Source organism: Serratia sp. Nf2, from assembly GCF_003028435.1.
In the GTDB taxonomy this organism is placed as follows: domain Bacteria; phylum Pseudomonadota; class Gammaproteobacteria; order Enterobacterales; family Enterobacteriaceae; genus Serratia; species Serratia marcescens_L.
Window position 1 is genome coordinate 438374 of record NZ_PYTW01000001.1, and the last position, 21052, is coordinate 459425.

Consider the following 21052-nt stretch of genomic DNA (forward strand, 5'->3'; position numbering starts at 1 on the left):
ATGAGGGTGCGCTGATGACTACTTCAACACATGAAAAGGTTAAGGATGATAAACGTCTGAGCGATGGACCGGACTGGACGTTCGAACTGCTGCAGGTGTATTTGGAGCAGATCGACCGCGTCGCCAAGCATTACCGGCTCGACACCTACCCCCATCAGATCGAGGTGATCACCTCCGAGCAGATGATGGACGCCTATTCGAGCGTCGGCATGCCGATCAACTATACCCATTGGTCCTTCGGTAAGAAGTTCATCGAAACCGAACAGCGCTACAAACAGGGCCAGCAAGGGCTGGCGTATGAAATCGTCATCAACTCCAATCCCTGCATCGCCTACCTGATGGAGGAGAACACCATCACCATGCAGGCGCTGGTGATGGCGCACGCCTGCTATGGCCACAACTCGTTCTTCAAGAATAACTACCTGTTCCGCAGCTGGACCGACGCCAGCTCCATCGTCGATTATCTGCTGTTCGCCCGCCACTACATCAGCCAGTGCGAAGAACGCTACGGCGTCGATGAAGTGGAGCGGTTGCTGGACTCCTGCCACGCGCTGATGAGCTATGGGGTCGACAGGTACAAACGCCCGCAGAAGATCTCACTGGTGGAAGAGAAAGCGCGCCAGAAAAGCCGCGAAGAGTATCTGCAAAGCCAAGTGAACACGCTATGGAAGACCTTGCCGCGCGTCGAGCGCGAAGAGTCGCCGGAGCAGGCGCGTCGCTATCCGAGCGAACCGCAGGAAAATATCCTCTATTTTATCGAGAAGAATGCGCCGTTGCTGGAACCCTGGCAGCGTGAGGTGCTGCGCATCGTGCGCAAAGTCAGCCAGTATTTCTACCCGCAAAAACAGACTCAGGTGATGAACGAGGGTTGGGCCACCTTCTGGCACTATACCATCCTCAACCATTTGTACGACGAGGGCCGCGTGACCGAGCGGTTTATGCTGGAGTTTTTGCACAGTCACACCAACGTGGTGTATCAGCCGCCATACAACAGCCCGTACTATAACGGCATCAACCCTTATGCGCTGGGCTTCGCCATGTTCCAGGACATCAAGCGCATCTGCCAATCGCCGACCGAAGAAGACCGCTACTGGTTCCCGGACATCGCCGGCAAAGACTGGCTGGACACCTTGCACTTCGCCATGCGCGATTTCAAGGACGAGAGCTTTATCAGCCAGTTCCTGTCGCCCAAAGTGATGCGCGATTTCCGGTTGTTCACCGTGCTAGACGACGATCGCAACAACTATCTGGAGATTGCCGCGATCCATAACGAAGCCGGTTACCGGGCAATCCGCCAGGAACTGTCGGCACAATACAACCTGAGCAACCATGAGCCGAACATTCAGATCTGGAACGTGGATCTGCGCGGCGACCGCTCGCTGACGTTGCGCTACATCCCGCAGGAGCGCGCGCCGCTGGACAAGAGCCGCCGCGACGTGTTGAAGCACCTGCATCGCCTGTGGGGCTTCGACGTGATCCTCGAGCAGCAAAACGAAGACGGCAGCGTGGAGTTGCTCGACCGTTGCCCGCCGCGGCCGACGCCGCTGTAACTGCCACAACGAAAAAGGGCGCCGCATGGCGCCCTTTCTTATTTCATTACACGCGATCAGCGGCGCGCTTCGGTCAGATCGCTTGGCATAGTGCCCTGCATGCTCTGCCAAATCGCCCCGCTGTCTTTACCGTAGTTGCGCACGGTATCCATCACCTGGTCGTACAGCTTCTCATGGCACAGCGTGGACAGCTTGCTGTAGAAGGTCAGCGCCAGCTTGCGCGCTTCCGGGTTAGAGAAGTAGTAACGGCCCACGCGGGTGTACAGCCCTTTCAGACCGTTGAAAATCAGGCCGTAGATCGGGTTGCCGGAAGCGAACGCCAGGCCGCGGAAGATCTCATAATCGAGCAGGTTGAAAGCATCCGCCTGATCTTCTACCTCGGCGGCCTTCGCCAGCACTTCCTGGGCCTGTTCCGGATGATTGCGCACCGCGGCGCGAATAAAGATCGACGCGATATTGGTGCGCACGGACAACAGGTTATCGATCAACTGCGGGACGCTTTTGTGATCGAGACGGGCTACGGTCTCAAGAATATTGAGGCCGGACGTTTCCCAGAAATTGTTCACTTTGGTCGGTTTGCCATGTTGAATGGTCAACCAGCCATCGCGGGCCAGACGTTGCAACACTTCACGTAACGTGGTGCGCGTGACGCCAATCAACTCCGAAAGCTCACGCTCCGCGGGCAAAATAGAGCCAGGGGGGAAGCGATTATTCCAAATACTCTCAATAATGTACTCTTCCGCGAAACCGGCAGGACTCTGCGCCTTTATGACCATGTGTTTGACGTTCCGTTGCGACGATAAAATCAGTAAAAGTAATCAGCTCATCATACCAGATCGTGCTGACATGACATAGCGTGAGCGAAAAACAATAAACGAAAGTGTGCATAACGTGGCAAAAAACGAGCAAAAATACCGGTCGGAGGAATTTTCCCACCGTAAAACAAGCTCAGGTTGCGCACGCCCCCGCCGCATTGTTAGGGTACGTGCTACGACTGATTTAAGGATGCATAAAGGACAATGGAAACAACCCTGCGCAGCGCCCTGCTCAAAAATTTTCTGGGGCAATCTCCCGACTGGTACAAACTGACCATTCTCATTTTTCTGGCGATCAACCCCCTGGTGTTCTTTTTCGCCAGCCCGTTTATCGCGGGTTGGCTGCTGGTGGTCGAGTTCATCTTTACCCTGGCGATGGCTTTGAAATGCTACCCGCTGCTGCCGGGCGGCCTGCTGGCGCTGGAGGCTGTGGCCATCGGCATGACCAGCCCGGCGCAAGTTTCGCAGGAAATCGAACATAATCTGGAAGTGTTACTGCTGCTGATCTTTATGGTGGCCGGCATCTACTTTATGAAGCAGCTGCTGCTGTTCGTGTTCACCAAGCTGCTGCTCAATATCCGTTCGAAAACGCTGCTGTCGCTGGCGTTCTGCCTGGCCGCCGCCTTCCTTTCCGCCTTCCTCGATGCGCTGACGGTCGTGGCGGTAGTGATCAGCGTGGCCACCGGCTTTTATTCCATCTATCACAACGTGACCTCAAATCGCCCCGATGGCGACATCGGCGATGACAGCGATTTCGCCGGTGAAGAGCGTAAACAGACGCTGGAGCAATTCCGTGCCTTTCTGCGCAGCCTGCTGATGCACGCCGGCGTCGGCACCGCGCTCGGCGGGGTCATGACCATGGTGGGCGAGCCGCAAAACCTGATCATCGCCAAAAACGCAGGCTGGGGCTTTATCGATTTCTTCCTGCGTATGGCGCCGGTTACGCTGCCGGTGTTGGTGTGTGGCCTGCTGGTTTGTTGGCTGGTAGAACGTTTTCGCCTGTTTGGCTACGGCGCGCAATTGCCGGGAGCGGTGCGCGACGTGCTGAAAGAGTATGACCGCAAGGCCACCGCAGGCCGTAGCAAGCAAGAACGGCTCAAACTAGTGATGCAGGCGCTGATCGGCGTTTGGCTGGTGCTGGCGCTGGCCTTCCACCTGGCAGAAGTGGGGCTGATCGGCCTGTCGGTCATCGTCCTCGCCACCTCCCTGTGCGGCGTGAACGACGAGCACGCCATCGGCAAAGCGTTCCAGGAAGCGCTGCCGTTCACCGCCCTGCTGACGGTATTTTTCACCGTGGTCGCGGTGATCATCGAACAGCACCTGTTCAGCCCGGTGATCCAGTTTGTGCTGCGCGCCGACCCCGCTTCTCAGCTTTCGCTGTTCTACCTGTTCAACGGCCTGCTGTCGTCGGTTTCCGACAACGTGTTCGTCGGCACGGTTTACATCAACGAGGCGCGCACCGCGCTGGAAACCGGCGCTATCGGGCTGAAGCAGTTCGAGCTGCTGGCGGTCGCCATCAATACCGGCACTAACCTGCCTTCGGTCGCCACCCCTAACGGCCAGGCGGCGTTTCTGTTCCTGCTGACGTCGGCATTGGCGCCGCTGGTACGTCTGTCGTATGGACGCATGGTGTGGATGGCCCTGCCTTATACGGTGGTGCTGACGGTAGTTGGCCTGCTGTGCGTCCAGCTCACCCTGGAGCCGGCGACCGAGCTGTTGACGCAGTGGCATTGGCTGACGCTGCCGCCCATCGACGCCGTCGGCCACTGAGACGGCGCCGGCAGGGTGAACCGACTATTTTTACGCTGAATCCGGCCCAGGTGGCTGGCAGCGAGGGTGAATTGGTTTACACTGCCGGTTCAATTGCTTACTGCATGGAAGAATCTAGATATGTTGCAATTCTTTAACCGCTGTTCACAAGGACGCGGCGCCTGGCTGCTGATGGCCCTGACAGCGTTGGTGTTGGAACTGGTCGCGCTCTATTTCCAGCACGTTATGCTGCTGCAGCCGTGCGTGATGTGCATTTACGAGCGTTGCGCGCTGTTCGGCATCCTCGGTGCCTCGCTGGTGGGCGCCATCGCGCCGAAAACCCCGCTGCGCTATGTGGCGATCTTGCTGTGGATCTACAGCGCCTGGGAAGGCGTACAGCTGGCGTGGAAGCACACCATGATCCAGTTGCATCCTTCGCCGTTCAATACCTGTGACTTCTTCGTCAGCTTCCCTTCGTGGCTGCCGCTGGACAAATGGCTGCCTGCAGTGTTCCACGCTTCCGGCGACTGCTCCGTGCGCCAATGGCAATTCCTGACGCTGGAAATGCCACAGTGGCTGGTCGGCATCTTCGGTGCCTATCTGCTGGTGGCGCTGATTGTGCTGATCGCACAATTTGTTCGCCCACGACGCCGCGATCTGTTCGGCCGCTGATCGGCAGACAAACAAGGAACGGCGCCTTCCGGCGCCGTTTTTTTTAGGTATTGCTGTCACATTCCGAGATAAAGCCTTCTCAGGTATGTGTAAGGAAGTAAACGAGCACGATCAGCGCTCCAGCCACGGCAAACAGACGGATCATTTTCATTGTTATACTCTCGAACTTGCGGGAGAGCGGCCAAATTACCCAACTTGTCGTTTAAAAAGAAGCATCCCGGCTCGGTTAAGCGCGTAATTTACATAACATTAAACTTCTGCGGTGCCGGCGGGTAAAAACAGGCTGCGCCGGCACTGCCCTCCCAACCTTCAGGCATCAATAAATTACCGTTACTCATGAACGACGGCACCTTTGTCACATTCAGAGCACAATATTTTGGTGAAGTTTACCCATAAAATCCTTATAGTATCGGCAAAGTAAGTACTACCGATTTCCCTGGTGTTGTTGTGTGTCTTGCCCCTCATCTTTGCAGGGGCTTTTTTCTCCTATCCCCCATCACGCCCCCCTTACCATCCTTAAATAAATTGTTGGAATTTCCCTCTATCCGGCACCAAGTATCAACGCCATTCGTGCACTAATGATTAAAATCGTTAGCTCAATAACGCAGAGGGCGGCGTGTCTGAACACGCCGCCCTCTTGCATTAGAACCCGTCTTGCCCTGCAGGCGCCCGCCTTTATCTGGCCCAGTCCGGCTTGTTGAGGATATGGTCCTGCCAGTCCACCACTTCGCTCTCGCGCACCGCGATATGCCGCACCGTGATGCGCTCGCCGTGCATCGCCGCCTTGGAGCCACTCAGCAGCGGGTGCCAGGGGAACAGCGGTTTGCCTTCACCGATCAGGCGATAGGCGCAGGTCGGCGGCAACCAATCGAAGGTGGTGAGGTTCTCGCGCGTCAGTTTGATGCAGTCCTCTTCCAGCTCGAAGCGCCGCTCATAGTTACGGCATTGGCAGGATTTGATGTTGAGCTGGTTGCAGGCTACGTTGGTAAAATAAATCTCGTCGGTATCTTCGTCGATCAGCTTATTCAAACAGCATTGCCCGCACCCGTCGCACAGCGATTCCCACTCTTGTTCTGACATTTCCGCCAGCGTTTTCTGTTGCCAAAAAGCGAGTTGTGACATGTTAGCGTCCGGTTTCGGTAAATGGATAAGTCACCTGCGCACAGGTTCGAGGGGGGACTATATAGACATTTTAGCCACAAGATGCAAGCTTTGCCGCCGACGGCGCCGGCGGCAAGAGAGATCAGATCACGCGGGTGCTGAGCGTTTTGCCGTTCAGACTGATTTTCAGCATGTCGCCGGAGGTCATCGGGCCCACGCCCTGCGGCGTGCCGGTCAGGATGATGTCGCCGGCGCGCAGCGTGAAGAAACGGCTCATGTAGCTGATAAGCGGCAGGATCGGCGTGATCATGTCACGCGTATTGCCCTGCTGACGCAGTTGATCGTTGACGGTCAACGACAGCTCGGCGTTTTGCGGATCGCCGAATTCCGCCACCGGGATAAACCCCGACATCGGGCAGGAGCCGTCGAAAGCCTTGGCCTTTTCCCACGGCTGACCGGCTTTTTTAAAGCCCGCCTGCAGATCGCGCAGCGTCAGATCGAGCGCCACACCGTAGCCGGCTATCGCCCGCGCAACGCGGTCTTCGTTGGCCTGTTTCAACGGCGTGCCGATCAGCACCGCCAACTCCACCTCATGGTGCACCGAGCCGAACTCTTTGGGGATGGCCACCGGCTGGCGAATATCGCACAGCGCCGTTTCCGGTTTGATGAACACCACCGGCTCGACGGAAACCGCACTGCCCATTTCCTTGATATGATCGGCGTAGTTGCTGCCGACGCAGACCACCTTGTTCACCGGGAAATCGAGCAGCGAACCCTGCCAGTCTCTATGTTGATACATACCGCTTCTCCCAAACTGTAGAGGCTTGGCGCGCCAAGCCGATTATTGGTGTTCCGGATCAATGCCCGATCGCGTCCGCCATCATACCCACGGCGAGGGCGAAATAGTAAGAGCGATTCCAGTGCATGAGGGTGCGAAAATTATCATAGACCAGGAACGTCCGCCCCTGCAGATCATCCGGCGCAATGATCCAACCACGCTGAACGGCATGCGGCAACGCACGGCCATCCGCACGACGCACCCCGCGTTGTTGCCAGGCGTTGACGCTGCGCGCCTGCGCGTCTTTCAAGCCCAGCTCGGCCCGATTGAAACCGGCGGGCAGTTTAACCTCGCGCCCCCAGCCGATGCCGGGCTGCCAGCCTTCTTTGGACAAATAACTGGCCGTAGACGCGAAGACATCATCAATGTTGTTCCAGATATCGATGCGCCCGTCACCGTCGCCGTCCGCCGCGTAGCGCAAGAAGGAGCTCGGCATAAACTGGCACTGCCCCATCGCGCCGGCCCAGGAGCCATTCAGCGGCGTATCGCCGACGTGCCCCTGCTCAACTATCTGCAACGCCGCCATCAGCTCCTGGCTGAAAAAGGCCTCGCGGCGCCCTTCAAACGCCAGCGTCGCCAGCGCAGACACCACGTCTTCCCGCCCCTGAATCTTGCCGTAGGCGCTTTCCATGCCCCAAAGCGCGATGATATAGCGCCCCGGCACCCGGTAGCGCTCGCTGGCGCGCGTCCATTGCGCCTGGCGCTGCCAGTACAGTTCGCGCCCTTGGCGCACCTTGGCGGGCGACATCACACGCCGCAGGTAGTCATCCAGGGTGACCTTTTGCTCCGGCTGATTGCGATCGGCCTTGATCACCCGATCGACGAAATGGATTTGCGCAAAAGCGCGGTCAAGGGTGCTCTGGCTGATACCCTGCGCCCGCGCCCGGCGCTTGAGTTGCTCGACATACGCCGGGAACTGCGCCGGATCCCGGCCGCTCGCCGCCAGCGTCGCCTCCTGCGCCGCCTGCGGTGAGCCCGGCATCAGCACACCGCCCAACGCCAGCCAGGCGGCCAATACGGCTCTTCTCGCCGAACGTGTCATCGCGCCTCCCCTGGCCGTGGCGACTGTCTCAGGCCTTGTCGCCGGCCAGATGCTGATTGAGCAGGTTTTCGACCGGCGGCGGGAACTGCAGGTAATAGCCTTCGTCTTTCAACGCCTGCTTCACCTTTTCGATATCCGCCGAGGCCAATTTCTTGCGCTCATCGAGCGAAAGCATCATGGCGAATTGCGGCACGCCGAAACTTTTCATCAGCGCTTCCGGCACACGAGAGAAATCGTCTTTTTTTTCGACATAAAGATAAGTTTGATCGCGTTTCGGGCTTCTATAGATCACACAAAGCATTTTTTTAACTCTATTTAATTGAGGAAGCGTCTTGCCTGGATATAACTCTGACTATAACATGCTTATAGTACATCGGAATATCGCACCCCGAGTGGTATTCCGGGGATTTAAAGTTGCTGAGACTGAGTCAGGATAGATGTCACAATCGCCAATTGAGCTAAAAGGCAGCAGTTTTACCCTATCGGTTGTTCATTTGCATAATTCGCAGCCCGAGGTAATACGTCAGGCGTTACAGGAAAAAGTTGAGCAAGCGCCCGCTTTTCTGAAAAACGCCCCTGTTGTTATCAACGTCGCAACGCTGGAAGGCGATGCGAACTGGAAAGAACTTCAACAGGCTGTCGCGGCAGCAGGTCTGCGCGTTGTGGGTATCAGCGGTTGCAGAGATGAGCGTCAAAAGCGCGCGATAGCCCGTGCCGGGCTGCCGCTGCTGAGCGAAGGCAAAGGCCAGAAAATGGCGGCGCCGGAGCCTGCGCCTGCGCCCGTGGTGGCGGATAACGCCCCCGCCAAAACGCGCATCATCAGTACGCCTGTCCGTTCCGGCCAACAGATTTACGCCCGCAACTGCGATCTTATCGTGACCAGCAGCGTCAGCGCCGGCGCCGAATTGATTGCCGACGGCAATATTCATGTCTACGGCATGATGCGCGGTCGCGCACTGGCAGGCGCGTCAGGCGACACGCAATGTCAGATTTTTTGCACCCACCTGGCGGCTGAGCTAGTCTCTATCGCAGGGCAGTACTGGTTGAGCGACCAAATCCCGTCCGATTACGTCGGGCAGGCCGTACGACTCAGCCTGTTGGATAACGCTTTAACCATACAACCTTTAAATTAAGCCCTTTTGACAAGGAATCCATTTCATGGCACGCATTATTGTTGTTACATCGGGTAAAGGGGGCGTTGGCAAGACCACTTCGAGCGCGGCCATCGCTACCGGCCTGGCCCAGAAAGGCAAGAAAACCGTCGTGATCGATTTCGATATCGGTCTGCGTAATCTTGACCTGATCATGGGCTGCGAACGTCGGGTAGTGTATGATTTCGTGAACGTGATTCAGGGCGATGCCACGCTGAATCAGGCGTTGATCAAAGACAAACGCACTGAAAACCTCTATATCCTGCCTGCTTCGCAGACGCGCGACAAAGACGCGTTGACCCGCGAAGGCGTTGAAAAAATTCTCAACGATCTCGGCGAGATGGATTTTGACTTCGTGGTGTGCGATTCACCGGCCGGTATCGAAACCGGTGCGCTGATGGCGCTGTATTTCGCCGACGAAGCTATCATCACCACCAACCCGGAAGTGTCTTCGGTACGCGACTCCGACCGTATCCTGGGCATCCTCTCCTCCAAGTCACGCCGCGCCGAGAAAGGTGAATCGCCAATCAAGGAACACCTGCTGCTGACCCGTTACAACCCGGGCCGCGTCAGCCGTGGCGACATGCTGAGCATGGAAGACGTGCTGGAAATCCTGCGTATTCCACTGGTGGGTGTGATTCCGGAAGACCAGTCCGTGCTGCGCGCTTCCAACCAGGGTGAGCCTGTCATTCTGGATGCCGAGTCAGACGCCGGTAAGGCGTACGACGATACCGTTTGCCGCTTGTTGGGGGAAGAACGCCCATTCCGCTTCATTGAAGAAGAGAAGAAGGGTTTCCTGAAACGCCTTTTTGGGGGATAAACCATGGCCTTATTAGACTTCTTTCTGTCCCGCAAAAAACAGACAGCCAATATAGCCAAGGAACGGCTGCAGATTATCGTCGCAGAGCGTCGTCGCGGGGACAGTGAGCCCCCGTATCTGCCTGATCTGAAACGCGATATTCTGGCGGTTATTTGCAAATACATTCAGATCGATCCTGAAATGCTGCACGTGCAGTTCGAGCAGAAAGGGGACGACATTTCGGTACTTGAACTTAACGTGACATTACCGGAATCGGAAGAAGCAGCTAAATGATTGCGACGCATTAATTACCCCCTGTATATTTTATGCAGGGGGTAACTGTATGTGCATCCAGTTATTAAGCTTTATCGGCAGCAAAAAAGCCATTTTTTCCTTTGGGACTATTCCCAATTAACTTTGCCGCCGCCTCGTTTAAAGTAAATTCTGGCCAGATTTACCTTCAACGCATTATTTCCTGCCTATATTCACCCGAGCAGAGTTTCCCTACCCTGCCCTGGTGATAATCAGCGATTAATAATCTTTCAGGATGTCCTGCAACGGTGCCATTAATAAATCGCCGCGCCAGCCACTGATTAATTCAGGGCGATTTTCGCCGTCCTTCAGTTTCCAATGCCAGTTCAGCAATTGGTTAATTTGGCGACGGGATGCCAGCAGCTCGCTACTCAACCCACTTTGCTCACTGACGGTAGCGATCGCCGCCTTGATGTCTTTGAACACCTTCTTGTAACCCGGCTGATCGATAAGGTTGGCCAGCGGCGCCGGCAACTCGGATTCCTCCAGCGCTTCGGCTTCCGCCACCAGCGCCAACAGCGTTTTACCGTGATAACGGATCTCCGGCCCGCTCAGACCAAGCGAATCCAGTTCTCCCAGCGAAGACGGCATATAGCGCGCCACCTGCCACAGATTTTCCTCTCGCACCACGAAGTTCACCGCCAGATCGCGCTCGCGTGCCTGGCGCAGCCGCCATTCCGCCAACTTCTGCAGACAACCGAGCTGACGCGGGCGCAGCTGCCACGCGTTGTTGATTTCGCGGTAGGCCAATTCCGGCGCCAGCGTCTCGCTACGGCGCTGGCACAGCAGCAGGCACTCGTTATTGGCTGCCGCGGTCCAACCGGCCTCTTCGGTCTCCTGCACCAGCTGTTTGGCCATCGGCAGCAGATAGAACACGTCGGCGGCCGCGTACACGCACTGCCTTTCGGTCAGCGGACGCGCCAGCCAGTCGGTGCGCGACTCGCTCTTGTCCAGCTCAACCTTCATGTACTCCGCCACCAGCGTCGCGAAGCCACAGGAGAGCGGCCGGCCGGTAAAGGCCGCCAGGATCTGAGTATCGACCATCGGCGTCGGCAGCGTTTTAAAGGCGTTGAGAAACACTTCGAGATCTTCACTGCCGGCATGCAGGAACTTCACCACGGCGGTGTCGGCCAGCAAGTCGACAAACGGCTGCCATTCCTTGATCGGCAGAGGATCGATGAGGGAGAGTTGTTCACCGTCGTAGAGCTGGATCAGGCCCAGCTGCGGATAGTAGGTGCGCGTTCTGACAAACTCGGTGTCCAGCGCAATCTGAGCATGCTTTCTCGCCTGCTCGCAGACCTGCTGCAATCCGGCATCGGTAGTGATCAACTGATAATTCAAAACATCATTCTCTTGTAGGATTCAAACACAACAACGCCGGCATTCACCGGCGTTGTTGATAGTCAGGCGCGAAAGCCAGACCTAGGCGGCATCGGCCGGCTTCGGTGTTTTTAGCTCATCGCGCAGTTCTCGCCGCAAAATCTTGCCGACGTTCGACTTCGGCAGTTCATCGCGGAACTCAACAATTTTAGGCACTTTATACCCGGTCAGGTGGCGGCGGCAATGGGTCAACAGCTCTTCCTTGGTCAGCGAGGCGTCTTTCTTCACCACGCAGATCTTCACCGTTTCGCCGGAGGCCTCGCTGGGCACGCCGATCGCCGCACATTCCAGCACTTTCGGATGCTGGCTGACCACGTCCTCGATTTCGTTCGGGTAAACGTTGAAACCGGAGACCAGGATCATGTCTTTCTTACGGTCGACGATGCGCACAAACCCCTGCTCGTCTACGGTCACCACATCACCGGTCGCCAGCCAGCCGTCTTTCAGCACTTCGTCGGTAGCGTCCGGGCGCTGCCAATAGCCTAACATAACTTGCGGCCCTTTGACCCACAGTTCGCCCGGTTCGCCCGGCGGCACATCGTGACCGTTGTCGTCCACCAGCCGAATGTCCGTCGACGGCACCGGCAAACCGATACTGCCGCTGTAGTGTTTCAGATCGTAAGGGTTACCGGCCACCAGCGGCGCGCACTCCGTCAGGCCATAGCCTTCCAGCAGGTGTTTGCCGGTGGTTTTCTCCCACTTCTCGGCCACCGCTTTTTGCACCGACATGCCGCCGCCGACCGAGAAACGCAGCGTAGAAAAATCGAGTTTGTGGAACTCTTCGTTGTTCAGCAATGCGTTGAACAACGTATTCACCCCGCTCATGGCGGTGAACGGGTATTTGCCCAGTTCCTTCACCAGCCCTGGAATATCGCGCGGGTTGGTGATCAACAAATTGCGCCCGCCCAGATCGATAAACAGCAGGCAGTTCACCGTCAGCGCAAAAATGTGGTACAGCGGCAACGCCGTCACCACCAGTTCCTGCCCTTCGCGGAACAGCGGCGAATAGGCGGCCTTGGCCTGCTCGAGGTTGGCCTGCATGTTGCGGTGCGTCAGCATCGCGCCCTTCGCCACGCCGGTGGTACCGCCGGTGTATTGCAGGAAGGCTAAATCGGCATTAATGATGTCCGGTTTTACATATTGCAGGCGCCGGCCGCGCTGCAGCGCGCTGCGGAATGAAATGGCATCCGGTAGGTTGTATTTCGGTACCAGGCGCTTAACGTACTTGACCACGAAGTTGACCAGCGTGCCTTTGGCGGCAGAAAGCTGATCGCCCATGCGCGTCAGGATCACGTGCTTGACCTGGGTGTTGAACACCACTTTTTCCAACGTATGGGCAAAGTTGGAGACGATGACGATGGCGCTGGCGCCGCTGTCGTTCAACTGGTGCTCCAGCTCGCGCGGGGTGTACAGCGGGTTGACGTTGACCACCACCATACCGGCGCGCAGAATGCCGAACAGGGCGATAGGGTATTGCAACAGGTTAGGCATCATCAGCGCGACGCGGTCGCCCTTCTTCAGGCCCAGTTCATTTTGCAGGTAAGCCGCGAAAGCCCGGCTGCGTTCTTCCAGTTTGCGGAAGGTCATCACCTCGCCCATGTTGATAAAGGCGGGCTGATCGGCATAGCGCTGCACGGCATGCTCAAACATTTCAATCAACGACGAATAGCGATCGGCATCAATCTCTGCGGGCACATCTGCCGGATACCGTTTTAACCAGACCTTATCCAAGGTATTACTCCTGAAATCATTACTAATTATCATCGCAGCCCTCAAACTCGCAGCCTAACCATAACAATATTTTAACTCAGCGGACCAGTTCGGGTTTTAAACATTATTCAGGTTGCGATGTACGTCACTAATTGTCGGATATTCCTTATCCAAAAAAGCAAAAGGGCGGCCTGAGCCGCCCTGTCAAATTTGTTCACATCAAGCGTATGTTACTCGGTTACGATGGTTTGCACCTGTGCCGGGCCGGGGTTGTACCAACCATAGCCTGCGCCCCAACCGGGTCCCCACGGGCCACCGCGCCAGCCCCAGGGCCCCATCGGCGCCGGCGGCATCACTACCTGCTGCACCAGATGCCAACGTTTGAAACCGGTCACGTTCATCGTTACGAAACGATACGGCGTCATGCCGATCCGCCCTTCCTTCAGGCCGGTAATGGGGCCGACGACGGTCACCAACTGGCCTTTGAAATCGACCGGTTCGAGGAAGCCGTTCACCGTGGCCAGCAAGCGGCCGCGCGACGGTTCGCCCAATATCGGCCGCGCACCGCTGTCGAGCGGCACCGCCGCAATCTCCAGCACCGTGCGCCCTTGCTCGTTGGCGACGTTCACCACGGTGCCGCCGAAGCGGGCTTCCGCGCCGGTAAACAGGTTGGGCGCATTTTGTACCGAGGAAAGCTGAGTCACCGGTGAGGGGCTTGACCCCTTGATCGCATCAGGTACGGTGACGCACCCGGACAGAACCAGCGTGCCGCAGGCGACGGCCAGCAGCGACAGCTTTTTACTTGCAGTGCGGATTAACATGGTCGCAATCTCCTGAAATGCCTGTAACTTTGACCGCGTTTCATCGTTCAAGTTGCAGGCTTTCATCGCCCGGCATCAACAACAGCACAATACGCCGCGCTTACTCGCGGCCCGGCAGTTTTTTCCAGGTGACTTCATTGCGCAAATAGGTCGGCTCAGCGTTTTCTACCGCCACTGCCAACCCCTGTTGCCAGGCGTGCAGCGCCAGCGGCAGCATGTCTTGCGCTTGCGGCAACAGCATCTGCCCGTCACGCACGCTCAGCGTAGAACCCTTGACCAGATCGGGATAGGTTTGCCAGCCGGTGCCGACGTGGGCCCATTCGCCCTGCAGGCGCTGCGCACGCTCCAGCGCCTGCGCCGGCGACAGCACCGCCTCGCCTTCGCTTTCCAACCAGTTGCCGTCCACCTGGCGTTCGAACTGCCCCCAGTAGACCTCGCCCATGCGCGCATCGATCGCCGCCAGCACGCGCTCTGCACCGCTGACGCGCCAAGCGCCCTGCGCCATGGTTCGCAGCGTGGAAACGCCAATCATCGGCAGATCGGCGCCCAGCGCCAGGCCCTGAGCGATGCCGATGCCGATGCGCACCCCGGTAAAGCTGCCGGGGCCGCGACCGAAGGCCAGCGCATCGAGCTGGTTGAGCGCCAGACCGGATTCCGCCAGCACCTGCTGCACCATAGGTAAAATACGTTGCGTATGCTCGCGTGGGCACAGCTCAAACAGGGCGTGGATTTCGCCTTGATTCCAGACGGCGACGGAACAGGCTTCCGTCGCGGTATCGATCGCTAAAATTCGCGTGGACATGCCAACCTCTGGCGGGAATAAAACTGGGTTTTTCATACAGGGCGCGCATTGTAGCACAGCCCCGTAAGCCCTTCATCTTTCACGTGGCCGACGTATCGGCGGCCTGCAGGAAGGCGATGGCCTGCTTCAGATCGCGGGTGCGCGGCGTGGGCGGCAGGCTATTGAGGAACACCTCGCCGTAAGGCCGCATCACCAGACGATTATCGCAAATCACCAACACGCCGCGGTCGTCGGTATCGCGGATCAAGCGGCCGACGCCCTGTTTCAGGGTGATGACCGCATCCGGCAACTGCACATCATTGAACGGATCGCCGCCGCGCAGGCGGCAATCTTCAATGCGCGCCTTCAGCAACGGATCGTCCGGTGACGTAAACGGCAGTTTATCGATGATGACGCAGGACAGCGCATCGCCGCGCACGTCCACCCCTTCCCAGAAGCTGCTGGTCGCCACCAGCAGCGCGTTACCGGCGGCGACGAACTGCGCGAGCAGCTGCCCTTTGCTGGTTTCCCCTTGCAATAGCACCGGCAGCGTCATCGTGGCGCGGAACTCTTCCGCCAACTCTCGCATCATCTGGTGCGAGGTGCATAAGAAGAAGCAGCGGCCGTTGTTGGCTTCGATTAATGGCCGCAGCATGCGCGCCAGCTGGCGCGCCCCGCCGCGCTGGTTCGGCGAAGGCAAAAAGCGCGGCACGCACAGCAACGCCTGTTTGGCATAGTCGAACGGGCTCGGCAACAGCAGCGTTTTGGCCTTGGTCAGCCCCAGCCGTTCGGTGAAGTGGCCCAACTGATCGTTGACCGACAGCGTGGCCGAGGTAAAGATCCAACTGCCCGGCTTGTCGTCCAGCATTTCGCGGAACCGATCGGCCACCGTCAGCGGCGTCAGCGCCAGCACGAAGTGGCGCGAGTTGCATTCATACCAATAGCTGTAGCCCGGCTCCGTCACCGCCTTCAGCCGTTTGAGCCGCGCGCGGTACAGCGTGGCGCGCTCAAAGGCGGCATCCAACAGCGCCGAACGCCCCAGCGACAGCTTCATCACGTCATAACACAGCTCCAGCGCATCATCGAGCAGCAACAGAGCGCGCTGCACGTTGGGTTCGCCGAGCACGTCACGCAGATTGCCGCGAAAACCCGGTTCCCCCAGGTTCAGGCGAAAATCTTGCGTACTCAGGCTGAGACGGTCGGCGCTTTTTTGCAGTTGAGCGGAGTCGCGCACCTCGGTGCGGTAGGCGATGGTGATGTCCTTCGCCAGATCCAACAGTTGGCGGCTGGTGAGCTGCTGGCCGAAATACTGGCTGGCGATGTCGGGGATTTGGTGCGCCTCGTCGAAAATCATCACCTCGGCTTCCGGGATCAACTCAGCGAAACCGCCCTCTTTCACCACCATATCTGCCAGGAACAGGTGATGGTTCACCACCACCACATCCGCATCCATCGCACGGCGGCGCGCCTTGACCACGAAGCAATCCTGATACAGCGGGCAGTCGCTGCCCAGGCAGTTGTCATTGGTGCTGGTCACCAATGGCCAGACGAAGCTGTCTTCCGCCACTTCGCTGCAGGTGCTGATGTCGCCCTCTTTGGTCTGCGACGACCACTTGCGCAGCTGCACCAGATCGATCAGCGTCTGCCCCGCCAGCTCCCCGCCGGCCATCGACTGCTGCTCCAGCCGCTCGAGACACAAATAGTTGGAGCGCCCCTTCAGCAGCGCCAGCTTGCCTTTGTACTTCAACGCCTTGGCGACGGTGGGCAGATCGCGCGCATACAGCTGATCTTGCAGCGCTTTCGAACCGGTAGAGATGATCACTTTGCGATCGGCGCGCAGCGCCGGCGCCAGATAAGCGAAGGTTTTGCCGGTGCCGGTACCGGCTTCCACCACCAGCTCCTGCTTGAAATTGATCGCCTCGGTGACGGCTTGCGCCATCTGCCGTTGCGGCTCACGCGGTTTGAATCCCTTGATAGCCTGCGCCAAGGCGCCGTCTGTTGCAAAATCGTCTGTCACGCTGTCTCTCTGCCGGTGTCATTCAGCGGTGATTATGCCAAGCCTGCCGCCCGGCTACCACCCACTTTATCGCCGCGCTTTTTCATCGTCGGCTGTGCTACCCTTAGCGCGACTATGAAATGGAGATAAGCAAATGAATATCGAAAGAATTGATCCCGATCAGCGCTGGTCCGAAGCCGTAGTGCACAACGAGACCGTTTACTACACCAGCGTGCCGGAAAACCTGGATGACGACGCGACCGCGCAGACCGCCAACGCCCTCGCCGCCATCGACGTCCTGCTGGCGCGCGTCGGTTCGGATAAAAGCCGTATTCTGGATGCCACCATTTTCCTGGCCAACAGCGCCGACTTCGCCGCGATGAACGCCGCCTGGGACGCCTGGGTGGTCGCCGGCAGCGCGCCGGTGCGCTGCACCGTGCAGGCGCAGTTGATGAATCCGAAGTACAAGGTGGAAATCAAAATCATCGCCGCGCTGTAAGCCTGAGCGCAGACGAAAAAAAACCGCAGACGACGACGCCTGCGGTTTTTTATTGCCCGCTATCAGGACAGTTTGAGGATCACCATCCCCGTCAGCAGCAGCGCCAGGCCAATCCAGCCTTTGGCGTTCAGCCGCTGGCCGAACATGATCCAGCCTGCGGCGATGGTGGCGGCGATACCGAAACCGCCCCACAGTGCATAAGCGATCGACAGATCGATGCCCTTCACCGCCTGTGCCAGGGCGCTGAACGCGCCGAGCACCGACAGCAGCGACAACAGCCCCAGCCAAACTTTACGGAAGCCGTCCGACATCTTCAGGAAGATGTTGGCGATAATTTCCAGCACGATCGCCAGTCCCAGGAACCCAATGTGGTACAACTCAAACTGTTGCATGGTTGTCACCTCGCGGGCTGACCTGTTTTCGCTCTTTGCGGGTGCCGGATTTCACCAGCATGATGCCGGCGATCAGCGTCGCCAGGCCCAGCACCTTCAGCGCCGAGATCGGCTCGTCGAACCACAGCACGCTGAACAGGGTAATGAACAGAATGCCGATGCCTTCCCACAGCGCATAAGCTACGCCCAGCGCCACGCGTTTTACCGCCACCGACAGCAACACATAAGACGCGGTGATCATCACGTACATCACGATGTGCCCGATCATGCCGCCATTGACGCTGGCGTATTTCATCGACAAGGTGCCGATGATTTCGGTCATGATGGCCAAGCCTAAAAAGATCCAATAAATCATAATTTTTCTCCCAAACGGCGAATAACGCGCGCCAAGGCATATTTATCCCGATTTATCTCGTCGAACGGCCGCAGTGCGGCGCGCAAGACGCAGAGATCCCTGGGGATAAACTGACCCAAACGCAAAAAGAATGTTTGCCCGGCTGAACGGTAGCGTGAAGGCCTAAGCCCGCCACCCGCACCGGTTAAGAGAGAAAGACGCTATAGCTCGCTGCACCAGTGATGCTCACTGGCAAGGATCGCAGACAGGAAGAGTTGGCACGTAGAGGTTCTGAGGGTAGTTCCGTTAATAGTCATCATAATAGTTCTCTATTATCAGCCGCACACCGTGCGATTTGCCCAATATCCTCATAAAAGTAAAATTTTTGACTGAGATATTTTTACCACAGCCAAAATAAGAAAGCAAACTGCCGTTTTCATAAAAAGCGGAAAAAAATGGGTTAAAAATAAGAAAGTTAATCACGATAAAAATCAAAAAAGGCTCAACGAAGCGTTGAGCCTTGCGATATTCGCGGGTGCGCAAATAAGCGCCAACATCAGGCGCGGCGCGGGTTACAACGCGGCGCCGCTGACGGCGCTGCGCGCCAGTTCAGTGATGCGCGCATAGTCGCCGCTTTCGAGCGCATCCGCCGGCACCAGCCAGGAACCGCCGATACACAGCACGCTTTTCAGCGCCAGATAGTCGCGGTAGTTGTTCGGCGTAATGCCGCCGGTCGGGCAAAAACGCACCTGCGGGAACGGGCCGCCGATCGCTTGCAGTGCCTTCACGCCGCCGTTGGCTTCCGCCGGGAAGAATTTGAATTCGCGCAGGCCGTGATCCATACCCTGCATCAGCTCCGAAACGGTGCTGATGCCCGGGATCAGCGGGATTGGCCCCGCCGTCGCCGCCTGCAGCAAGGCTTCGGTCAGCCCCGGGCTGATGGCGAACTGCGCCCCCGCCTCGGTCACCTCCCGCAGCTGCTGCGGATTGATCACCGTACCGGCGCCGATAATGGCCTCCGGCACCTCTTTGGCGATAGCGCGGATAGCCTCCAGCCCGCAGGCGGTGCGCAGCGTCACCTCCAATACCCGCACGCCGCCGGCAACCAGCGCTTTCGCCAGCGGCACCGCCTGCTCCAGCTTGTTGATCACGATAACAGGCACCACCGGTCCCGCCGTCAGGATCTGCTCGGCGCTGGTTTTCCAGTTTTTCATCGTTATTTCTCCATTACTCGCGGTTAACAATGGCACGCCCCTGCCACAGGGCTCCGCGCAAATGCGCGGACGTCCGGCCGTACCGTAAGTGATGTGGCCCACGCGCAGATCGCAGGCAAAAAAAAGCCGGCAGACAGGCTGCCGGCATTGCGCATTACTCGAACTCGTTCCAGGAACGGCCGTCGCGGGTGATCATCGCCACCGAGGCCACCGGCCCCCAGGTGCCCGCCTGATAAGGCTTCGGTGCCTCGTTGTCGGCTTTCCATGCGTCCATGATGGAGTCGACCCACTTCCAGGCTTCTTCCACTTCATCGCGGCGCACGAACAGCGCCTGAATGCCGCGCATGGTCTCCAGCAGCAGGCGCTCGTAGGCGTCCGCCACGTGCTCCTGGTTGAAGGTTTCCGAGAAGCTCAGGTCCAGCTTGGTGGTCTGCAGACGGTGCTTGTGATCCAGCCCCGGCACCTTGTTCAGCACCTGAATTTCGATGCCTTCGTCCGGCTGCAGGCGGATGGTCAGCTTGTTCTGCGGCAGCTGCTGGTAAGAATCGCTGAACAGGTTAAGCGGCGGGTTTTTGAAGTACACCACCACTTCCGAGCATTTGGTCGGCAGGCGTTTACCGGTACGCAGGTAGAACGGCACCCCGGCCCACTGCCAGTTGTCGATATCCACGCGGATGGAGACGAAAGTTTCGGTGCTGCTGCTCTTGTTCGCCCCTTCCTCTTCCAGATAACCCGGCACTTTCTTGCCCTGGACGAAACCGGCGGTGTACTGACCGCGCACGGTGGTTTCCCGTACATTGGTCTGATTGATACGGCGCAGCGAACGCAGTACCTTCACCTTCTCGTCGCGGATACGGTCGGTGGTCAGATCCGCCGGCGGCGACATGGCGATCATGGTCAGGATCTGCAGCAGGTGGTTCTGGATCATGTCACGCATCTGGCCGGCCTGGTCGAAGTAACCCCAGCGTCCTTCGATGCCCACCTCTTCCGCCACGGTGATCTGCACCGAATCGATGGTGCGGTTATCCCAGTTGGAGGCGAACAGCGAGTTGGCGAAACGCAGCGCCAACAGGTTCAGCACCGTCTCTTTGCCGAGATAGTGGTCGATACGGTAAACCTGGGATTCGTTGAAGTACTCCGCCACCTGATCGTTTATCACGCGGGAAGACGCCAGATCGGTGCCCAGCGGTTTTTCCATCACCACGCGTGCCGGCTCATGGTTCAGCTTGGCTTCGCCCAACCCTTTGCAGATGGCGCCGAAGGTGCTTGGCGGCATGGCGAAGTAGTTGATGGTGGTGCGGTGTTTCTGATCCAGCATTTTACCCAGTTTGGTAAAGTTCTTGCTGTCGTTGACGTCCAGATTGCAGAAGTCCAGGCGCGCGCTCAGCGTGGCCCAGAGTTCGTCATCCAGTTTTTCCTTCATGAAGGTGCCAAGCGCTTCCTTGACCACTTCGGTATAAGCTTTTTTATCCCACTCCGCGCGGCCAACGCCGATGATCCGCGTATCCGGGTGGATGTGTCCGGCTTTCTCTAACTGGTACAGGGAAGGCAGCAGCTTACGGCGCGCCAAATCACCTTTCGCGCCGAAAATAACCAGGTCACACGCCTGGGCTGTAGAGGTTACCGCCATGTTCATCTCCTCGTTGCAGGATATTTGTAATTTTCTTACATTACTAATGTACTCTGTTTGACTACGGCCAGCAAACCCGGTGCAAAAGCAGGAAAAAGACCTCAAGATTCCAGTGGTAGCGCCAATGCGCGCCAGCGCCCTCACAGCGGGCAAAACTGTAACTTTTCGTCTTTTTTGACGCTCTGTTACCATTATGAAAGTTAGACACAGGTCATATTCTGGTGAAAAAAGCCTGCATACGCCCTGTCGAGACTGCCAACGGTTAC

21 protein-coding genes are annotated in these 21052 nt (G+C 57.8%); 7 read left to right on the forward strand and 14 right to left on the reverse strand.

The window, feature by feature from the left end; translation table 11 throughout:
• Positions 1-14 precede the first annotated feature (14 nt).
• Positions 15-1550 (forward strand): SpoVR family protein, encoded by a 1536-nt coding sequence (locus C9411_RS02060; protein WP_063990138.1) that lies wholly within the window; start codon positions 15-17, stop codon positions 1548-1550.
• 56 nt (positions 1551-1606) lie between these two features.
• Here C9411_RS02060 and fadR read toward each other — a convergent pair whose 3' ends face one another.
• The gene (fadR, locus tag C9411_RS02065; protein WP_025303107.1) at positions 1607-2326 is read right to left on the reverse strand and encodes a fatty acid metabolism transcriptional regulator FadR; all 720 of its coding nucleotides are present in this window, start codon (positions 2324-2326) and stop codon (positions 1607-1609) included.
• A gap of 243 nt (positions 2327-2569) precedes the next feature.
• On the opposite strand from fadR, the gene nhaB reads away from it, so the two are divergent.
• Both nhaB and dsbB read left to right on the forward strand, forming a co-directional pair.
• Complete coding sequence (gene nhaB, locus C9411_RS02070) at positions 2570-4135, forward strand: sodium/proton antiporter NhaB (protein ID WP_107226328.1); 1566 nt, start codon at positions 2570-2572, stop codon at positions 4133-4135.
• 120 nt (positions 4136-4255) lie between these two features.
• Positions 4256-4786 (forward strand): disulfide bond formation protein DsbB, encoded by a 531-nt coding sequence (gene dsbB / locus C9411_RS02075; protein WP_033643335.1) that lies wholly within the window; start codon positions 4256-4258, stop codon positions 4784-4786.
• Between the two features lie 675 nt (positions 4787-5461).
• On the opposite strand, the gene C9411_RS02080 is transcribed toward dsbB, so the two are convergent.
• The 4 genes from C9411_RS02080 to C9411_RS02095 all read right to left on the reverse strand — a co-directional run bounded on the left by C9411_RS02080 (position 5462) and on the right by C9411_RS02095 (position 8068).
• On the reverse strand, positions 5462-5908 hold the full coding sequence (locus tag C9411_RS02080; RefSeq protein ID WP_025159803.1) for a YcgN family cysteine cluster protein: 447 nt from the start codon (positions 5906-5908) through the stop codon (positions 5462-5464).
• Between the two features lie 121 nt (positions 5909-6029).
• Entirely contained in the window at positions 6030-6686 is a 657-nt protein-coding gene (locus tag C9411_RS02085) for a fumarylacetoacetate hydrolase family protein (RefSeq protein WP_063990140.1), read from the reverse strand.
• A gap of 58 nt (positions 6687-6744) precedes the next feature.
• Positions 6745-7767, reverse strand: a complete 1023-nt coding sequence (locus C9411_RS02090) for a lytic transglycosylase domain-containing protein (RefSeq protein WP_107226329.1) — start codon at positions 7765-7767, stop codon at positions 6745-6747.
• A 28-nt stretch (positions 7768-7795) separates the two neighbouring features.
• Complete coding sequence (locus C9411_RS02095) at positions 7796-8068, reverse strand: YcgL domain-containing protein (protein ID WP_033643340.1); 273 nt, start codon at positions 8066-8068, stop codon at positions 7796-7798.
• Positions 8069-8204: 136 nt separating this feature from the next.
• On the opposite strand from C9411_RS02095, the gene minC reads away from it, so the two are divergent.
• The 3 genes from minC to minE are packed head-to-tail and all read left to right on the forward strand — an operon-like array spanning position 8205 to position 10011.
• Positions 8205-8900, forward strand: coding sequence for a septum site-determining protein MinC (gene minC, locus C9411_RS02100; RefSeq protein ID WP_025303113.1), 696 nt, complete (start codon positions 8205-8207; stop codon positions 8898-8900).
• 25 nt (positions 8901-8925) lie between these two features.
• Positions 8926-9738: a septum site-determining protein MinD gene (gene minD, locus C9411_RS02105; protein WP_016927452.1), complete on the forward strand. Its 813-nt coding sequence runs from the start codon at positions 8926-8928 to the stop codon at positions 9736-9738.
• 3 nt (positions 9739-9741) lie between these two features.
• Positions 9742-10011, forward strand: a complete 270-nt coding sequence (gene minE / locus C9411_RS02110; RefSeq protein ID WP_004932303.1) for a cell division topological specificity factor MinE — start codon at positions 9742-9744, stop codon at positions 10009-10011.
• A gap of 237 nt (positions 10012-10248) precedes the next feature.
• Here the strand turns inward: minE and rnd are convergent, their stop codons facing one another.
• The 5 genes from rnd to C9411_RS02135 all read right to left on the reverse strand — a co-directional run bounded on the left by rnd (position 10249) and on the right by C9411_RS02135 (position 16738).
• The gene (rnd, locus tag C9411_RS02115) at positions 10249-11370 is read right to left on the reverse strand and encodes a ribonuclease D (RefSeq protein WP_063990142.1); all 1122 of its coding nucleotides are present in this window, start codon (positions 11368-11370) and stop codon (positions 10249-10251) included.
• Positions 11371-11451: 81 nt separating this feature from the next.
• Complete coding sequence (fadD, locus tag C9411_RS02120; protein ID WP_063990143.1) at positions 11452-13140, reverse strand: long-chain-fatty-acid--CoA ligase FadD; 1689 nt, start codon at positions 13138-13140, stop codon at positions 11452-11454.
• A 209-nt stretch (positions 13141-13349) separates the two neighbouring features.
• Positions 13350-13940: a Slp family lipoprotein gene (locus C9411_RS02125; protein ID WP_063990358.1), complete on the reverse strand. Its 591-nt coding sequence runs from the start codon at positions 13938-13940 to the stop codon at positions 13350-13352.
• A 100-nt stretch (positions 13941-14040) separates the two neighbouring features.
• A complete protein-coding gene (tsaB, locus tag C9411_RS02130) occupies positions 14041-14742 on the reverse strand; it encodes a tRNA (adenosine(37)-N6)-threonylcarbamoyltransferase complex dimerization subunit type 1 TsaB (protein WP_063990144.1) in 702 nt (233 codons plus the stop codon).
• A 79-nt stretch (positions 14743-14821) separates the two neighbouring features.
• Positions 14822-16738 (reverse strand): ATP-dependent DNA helicase, encoded by a 1917-nt coding sequence (locus tag C9411_RS02135; RefSeq protein WP_063990145.1) that lies wholly within the window; start codon positions 16736-16738, stop codon positions 14822-14824.
• Positions 16739-16871: 133 nt separating this feature from the next.
• Between C9411_RS02135 and C9411_RS02140 the strand changes: the two genes are divergently transcribed.
• Positions 16872-17216: a RidA family protein gene (locus tag C9411_RS02140; protein WP_033634838.1), complete on the forward strand. Its 345-nt coding sequence runs from the start codon at positions 16872-16874 to the stop codon at positions 17214-17216.
• Positions 17217-17278: 62 nt separating this feature from the next.
• Here C9411_RS02140 and mdtI read toward each other — a convergent pair whose 3' ends face one another.
• The 4 genes from mdtI to zwf all read right to left on the reverse strand — a co-directional run bounded on the left by mdtI (position 17279) and on the right by zwf (position 20786).
• A complete protein-coding gene (mdtI, locus tag C9411_RS02145) occupies positions 17279-17608 on the reverse strand; it encodes a multidrug/spermidine efflux SMR transporter subunit MdtI (protein WP_046687242.1) in 330 nt (109 codons plus the stop codon).
• Positions 17595-17963 carry a multidrug/spermidine efflux SMR transporter subunit MdtJ gene (gene mdtJ / locus C9411_RS02150; RefSeq protein ID WP_004932327.1) on the reverse strand — a complete coding sequence of 123 codons (369 nt, stop codon included), beginning with the start codon at positions 17961-17963 and terminating at the stop codon, positions 17595-17597. Before mdtJ ends, mdtI begins: the two co-directional genes overlap by 14 nt.
• Before the next feature lie 551 nt (positions 17964-18514).
• Positions 18515-19156, reverse strand: a complete 642-nt coding sequence (locus C9411_RS02155) for a bifunctional 4-hydroxy-2-oxoglutarate aldolase/2-dehydro-3-deoxy-phosphogluconate aldolase (protein WP_063990146.1) — start codon at positions 19154-19156, stop codon at positions 18515-18517.
• A 154-nt stretch (positions 19157-19310) separates the two neighbouring features.
• Positions 19311-20786 (reverse strand): glucose-6-phosphate dehydrogenase, encoded by a 1476-nt coding sequence (gene zwf / locus C9411_RS02160; RefSeq protein WP_063990147.1) that lies wholly within the window; start codon positions 20784-20786, stop codon positions 19311-19313.
• Positions 20787-21052: the final 266 nt, after the last annotated feature.

Bases quoted from the DNA above. Each gene is read 5' to 3' on its own strand.
- minC (WP_025303113.1), top strand. From the start codon at position 8,205: ATGTCACAATCGCCAATTGAGCTAAAAGGCAGCAGTTTTACCCTATCG.
- mdtI (WP_046687242.1), bottom strand. From the start codon at position 17,608: ATGCAACAGTTTGAGTTGTACCACATTGGGTTCCTGGGACTGGCGATC.
- C9411_RS02080 (WP_025159803.1), bottom strand. From the start codon at position 5,908: ATGTCACAACTCGCTTTTTGGCAACAGAAAACGCTGGCGGAAATGTCA.
- C9411_RS02125 (WP_063990358.1), bottom strand. From the start codon at position 13,940: ATGTTAATCCGCACTGCAAGTAAAAAGCTGTCGCTGCTGGCCGTCGCC.
- minE (WP_004932303.1), top strand. From the start codon at position 9,742: ATGGCCTTATTAGACTTCTTTCTGTCCCGCAAAAAACAGACAGCCAAT.
- nhaB (WP_107226328.1), top strand. From the start codon at position 2,570: ATGGAAACAACCCTGCGCAGCGCCCTGCTCAAAAATTTTCTGGGGCAA.
- mdtJ (WP_004932327.1), bottom strand. From the start codon at position 17,963: ATGATTTATTGGATCTTTTTAGGCTTGGCCATCATGACCGAAATCATC.
- C9411_RS02095 (WP_033643340.1), bottom strand. From the start codon at position 8,068: ATGCTTTGTGTGATCTATAGAAGCCCGAAACGCGATCAAACTTATCTT.
- zwf (WP_063990147.1), bottom strand. From the start codon at position 20,786: ATGGCGGTAACCTCTACAGCCCAGGCGTGTGACCTGGTTATTTTCGGC.
- C9411_RS02140 (WP_033634838.1), top strand. From the start codon at position 16,872: ATGAATATCGAAAGAATTGATCCCGATCAGCGCTGGTCCGAAGCCGTA.
- minD (WP_016927452.1), top strand. From the start codon at position 8,926: ATGGCACGCATTATTGTTGTTACATCGGGTAAAGGGGGCGTTGGCAAG.
- C9411_RS02085 (WP_063990140.1), bottom strand. From the start codon at position 6,686: ATGTATCAACATAGAGACTGGCAGGGTTCGCTGCTCGATTTCCCGGTG.
- fadR (WP_025303107.1), bottom strand. From the start codon at position 2,326: ATGGTCATAAAGGCGCAGAGTCCTGCCGGTTTCGCGGAAGAGTACATT.
- C9411_RS02155 (WP_063990146.1), bottom strand. From the start codon at position 19,156: ATGAAAAACTGGAAAACCAGCGCCGAGCAGATCCTGACGGCGGGACCG.
- dsbB (WP_033643335.1), top strand. From the start codon at position 4,256: ATGTTGCAATTCTTTAACCGCTGTTCACAAGGACGCGGCGCCTGGCTG.
- C9411_RS02090 (WP_107226329.1), bottom strand. From the start codon at position 7,767: ATGACACGTTCGGCGAGAAGAGCCGTATTGGCCGCCTGGCTGGCGTTG.
- C9411_RS02060 (WP_063990138.1), top strand. From the start codon at position 15: ATGACTACTTCAACACATGAAAAGGTTAAGGATGATAAACGTCTGAGC.
- tsaB (WP_063990144.1), bottom strand. From the start codon at position 14,742: ATGTCCACGCGAATTTTAGCGATCGATACCGCGACGGAAGCCTGTTCC.